This is a genomic window from Gordonia effusa NBRC 100432 (genome assembly GCF_000241305.1).
Classification (GTDB): domain Bacteria; phylum Actinomycetota; class Actinomycetes; order Mycobacteriales; family Mycobacteriaceae; genus Gordonia; species Gordonia effusa.
The window spans coordinates 1-3,952 of the sequence record NZ_BAEH01000113.1 but is presented as its reverse complement, the minus strand read 5'-3'; the positions used below and the strand labels follow the sequence as shown (position 1 = coordinate 3,952).

Here is a 3,952-nt window from a genome sequence, read left to right as displayed (position 1 = left end):
GACAAGCGTGAATTCCGCGCCGTCGATTTCTGGCGCCGCCGGATCAAGCTAGTCATCTTCCCCTACCTAATCTGGTCGACGATCTACTTCGTGATCACGGTGATGTGGGGGTCCGGCCGCATTGCCGAGTTGCCATTCAGCCTGCAGGAATACGTGTGGAACCTGTCGTGGGGACTCGCGGGTTTCCAGATGTACTTCCTGTTCGTGATGTTGCAGGTATACCTGCTCTTCCCACTGGTTCTGTGGCTGATTCGCAAAACCGTCGGTCATCACGCCGCGGTCCTGGGAGTAAGTTTTGCGGTACAAATCGCACTCACCGCGACGCTCACTCATTGGACGCCCCCTGGATATCTGGGAACCATCTGGTGGCATCACTACGCGACATTCCTGCCGTATCAGTTCTTCATCGTGCTGGGTGCGGTCGCGGCCGTACATCGAGAGCGCATCAAACAGTGGCTCGTGGGTCGCGGCTGGGTGTTGACGATCGCACTGGTGCTCACCGCCGCGCTCGCCGTCGCGACCTATCTGATCCGGGTCTTCGTCGACGACCAGAAGCCGATGGACGCCTCGAATGCCTTTCAGCCGACGTTGATCCCGTTCCTGGTAGTCGCGATCGCGTGCCTTTACGCGGCCGCGCTGCGCTGGAACGACCGGTGGCGCTCGAAGACGCCGCGCTTCGCGTCAGCGGTGTCGTGGGCATCGAACCGTTCGTTCGGAGTCTTCTTGGCGCATGTGTTGGTGCTGTTCTTCATCCTGCGGCCTACCGCGGCACCGGACAAGCCGTGGCTGCTCGCTCACATCCCGCAGCCCCTCGGCACGGTGGTCGTCTATCTACTGACGCTCGCCGGCTCGCTGATCGTCGTCGAGATTCTGCGTCGGCTGCCCGGCTCGCTCTACCTGACCGGCCGACCACGGATGCCGTTGCCGCCGATCCGCACCCTGCTGCGGCGCGACTCGGTGCCCGACACCGTGCCGGACTCACTTCACGACGACGCCAACGCCGACAACAGCGCTCGCGGGTTGGCAAGCACCAGTTCTCGCGCGTGATTGCGGACCAATGTCCATGTCGGGCAATCACATCGAGCGCGTACCCCCGTCGCATCGACATGCGCCGCGCGGCATAACGCGACCGCCCGGTCCACGTGAAAGTCCTGCGTGACAACAAGCACCGCGTGCGCCTGGTAAACAGCACGTGCCCGACGACAGCTCGTCGCGGTGTCGTAGCCGGCGGGATCGTCGATGATCGTCGCGCCGGGCACACCGCGCGCGGCTAGATAGTCGCGCATCACCCGTGGCTCATTGCCCGCGCCGTCAGAACCGTTGCCGGACAATATGATTCGACGTATCGCGCCGCGATTCCACAGTTCAACGGTGGTGTCGAGACGACCACGCACATAGTCCCCGGGAACGCCATCGGAAACCAACGAACCCAACACCAGGGCGGTGCGCGGAGCCGACACGAGCTGGTCGGTGCGGTAAATCCGGCCGTTCGATGATGCGACAACCCACGTCAACGCGATCGTAAGAGCCAATTCCACGCCGATGAACAGCGTCATGGCCACGCGGATAAGAAGTCGAGACTTCGACATAACCGCAGGATATCGCAGTTGCCCAACGTCGAATTCGCCAATCTAACGGAGTTGCACCGGACGCCGTCGTACCGACGTAGGGTTAGGGCCTCGCACTGGTTCGCCACAGCATCTCGGAGGCACATTCATGCAGTACATGCCGATTACGTCGTCGATGTTTCTGATCGCCGAAACCCGTGAACTCCCCATGCATGTCGGCGGGCTGCAACTGTTCATTCCGCGCGAAGGACAGTCGGCGGGACAGTTGGCCGATGACATGATGGAAGCGTTCCTCACCGCCACCGAAATACAGCCCGATTTCCGTAAACGCCCGACGCAACCGTTCAGTCTGCTCGGCTCGGTCTCGTGGTCCTACGACGACGAGATCGACTACGACTACCACGTCCGTCGCATCGCACTGCCCAAGCCGGGACGCATTCGTGAACTCCTGCACTATGTTTCGCTCAATCACTCGACGTTGCTCGATCGTTCCAAGCCGATGTGGGAAGCGCATTTGATCGAAGGGCTGGCCGACGGCCGGGTCGCGCTGTACACCAAGATCCACCATTCGGTCGTTGACGGCGTCACCGCGCTGCGCATCCTTGGCCGCAGCCTGTCCGACGACCCCGAGGACCGCACCGGCCGGGCACCCTGGGATGCCTCACTCAAGCGCAAACGGCCCCCAAAGCCGAAACCTGGCTTGTCCCAACGGGTTTTCGGCGGAATCTCCGGAGCCGCGGGCGTAGCCAACCAACTCGCCGGCCTGGTTCCGGCGAGCGCACAGATCGCGTTGCGCTCGATCCGAGATCCCCACTATCTCGCTCCGATCCATGGGGCGCCCAAGACCATCCTCGACGTCCCCATCGGCGGCGCCCGGCGATTCGCCGCACAGCAATGGGAGACCGCTCGCCTGCGAGCGGTGGCGGCAGCACTGAACCTCACGCTCAACGACGTCGTTCTCGCGATGTGCGGCGGCGCTCTGCGCAACTATCTGATCGACCAGGACGCACTGCCCGATACGCCGCTGCTAGCGATGGTGCCGGTGTCGATGCACGTCGGCGACGAGAAAGACGGCAATGCGGTAACCGCCATCCTGGCGAATCTCGCGACCGATCAGGCTGATCCGGAACAACGGCTGGCTCAGCTCACGGCATCGACGCGGGCGAGCAAAGAGGTCGTCCGCGGCCTTACCCCGCTGCAGGCACTCGCCCTGGGCGCAGCGAACGCAAGTTCGATGGCGTTCATGAGCGTCCCCGGTTTCGTCTCGTACGCGCCATCGCAGTTCAACGTCATCATCTCGAACGTGCCGGGCCCGCAACACGACCTCTATTGGAACGGCGCTCAGCTCGACGGGCTCTACCCCGTTTCTATCCCTGCGTCGGGATGTGCGCTAAATATCACAATCACTTCGACCGGTCGGTATATGGGTTTCGGACTAATCGGCGCTCGGGCCCAGGTCCCGAGCCTGCAACGGATCCTCACCCATTTGGACACCGCCCTCGGCGAGCTGGAAAAAGTTGCCGACATCACATGAAATCCGACATGACTTGCGAGTAAGTTACTGGTCAGTACGAAAGTTACATAGTGCAGCGCCCGTCTTAGGGTGAAGTTAGGTCAGCCTTGGGAACGTTGAACTCGCGCCAGGCCTTACGGTTACCTGTGACGACGTTGCGTCGTAGCAACGTGGCATCGGGGAATGTCCGCGCCGATCAGCTCTCGGCGTCAGCCTCAGATGCCCGACGACCTAACAGAAAGGCCGGGTAGACCGAAGTGAACTCCACGACGATTGCCCTGGGAACCATCGGAGCGCTGCTCAGCGTGATCTGCTGGGCATTCTTCTTCCGCGGTGTCGCGGGCATCGTGCGGACCATCGCACAAGGCCAACCGGCACCGGGTCGAGCATTCCCGATCGTGCCCCGCTTCAAGACGATGATGAAGGAATTCATCGCGCACACCCGGATGGTCAAAATCCGAACCGTCGGCATCGCCCACTGGCTGGTGATGATTGGCTTCCTCGGCGGGTTCGTTCTGTTCTTCGAGGCATACGGTCAGGCAATCGATCCCGAATTCCACTGGCCGATCTTCGGTGACACATTCGGCTGGCATCTCTGGGACGAGCTCCTCGGCATCGGCACCGTAATCGGCATCGTCACCCTTATCGTTATTCGCCAACTGAACCATCCCCGGGTGCCTGAGCGGCTCTCGCGGTTCTCCGGTTCGCGATTCCTCCCCGCGTACACAATCGAAGGCATCGTCCTCGTCGAAGGCCTGGGCATGATCTTCGTGAAGGCCGGCAAGATCGCCACCTTCCATCACAGCAATGTCGGGTCGGACTTCTTCACCATGCAGGTGGCGAAGTTGCTGCCGGCGAGTCCTGTCATGGT

3 protein-coding genes and 1 pseudogene are annotated in these 3,952 nt (G+C 61.8%); 3 read left to right on the top strand and 1 reads right to left on the bottom strand.

The features are described 5' to 3' along the window. A partial coding sequence (locus tag GOEFS_RS19545; RefSeq protein ID WP_007319683.1) for an acyltransferase occupies nt 1-1,047 on the top strand: 1,047 nt, incomplete at its 5' end. On the opposite strand, the gene GOEFS_RS19540 is transcribed toward GOEFS_RS19545, so the two are convergent. Next, on the bottom strand, nt 984-1,589 hold the full coding sequence (locus GOEFS_RS19540; RefSeq protein WP_138918081.1) for a SanA/YdcF family protein: 606 nt from the start codon (nt 1,587-1,589) through the stop codon (nt 984-986). The two genes, GOEFS_RS19545 and GOEFS_RS19540, sit on opposite strands and share 64 nt — an antisense overlap. Before the next feature lie 127 nt (nt 1,590-1,716). Here GOEFS_RS19540 and GOEFS_RS19535 point away from each other — a divergent pair, with 127 nt between their 5' ends. Both GOEFS_RS19535 and GOEFS_RS19530 read left to right on the top strand, forming a co-directional pair. Further along, nucleotides 1,717-3,102, top strand: coding sequence for a WS/DGAT/MGAT family O-acyltransferase (locus GOEFS_RS19535; protein ID WP_007319681.1), 1,386 nt, complete (start codon nt 1,717-1,719; stop codon nt 3,100-3,102). Between the two features lie 236 nt (nt 3,103-3,338). Beyond that, a pseudogene (locus GOEFS_RS19530) lies at nt 3,339-3,952 on the top strand (Fe-S oxidoreductase); the annotation flags it as partial.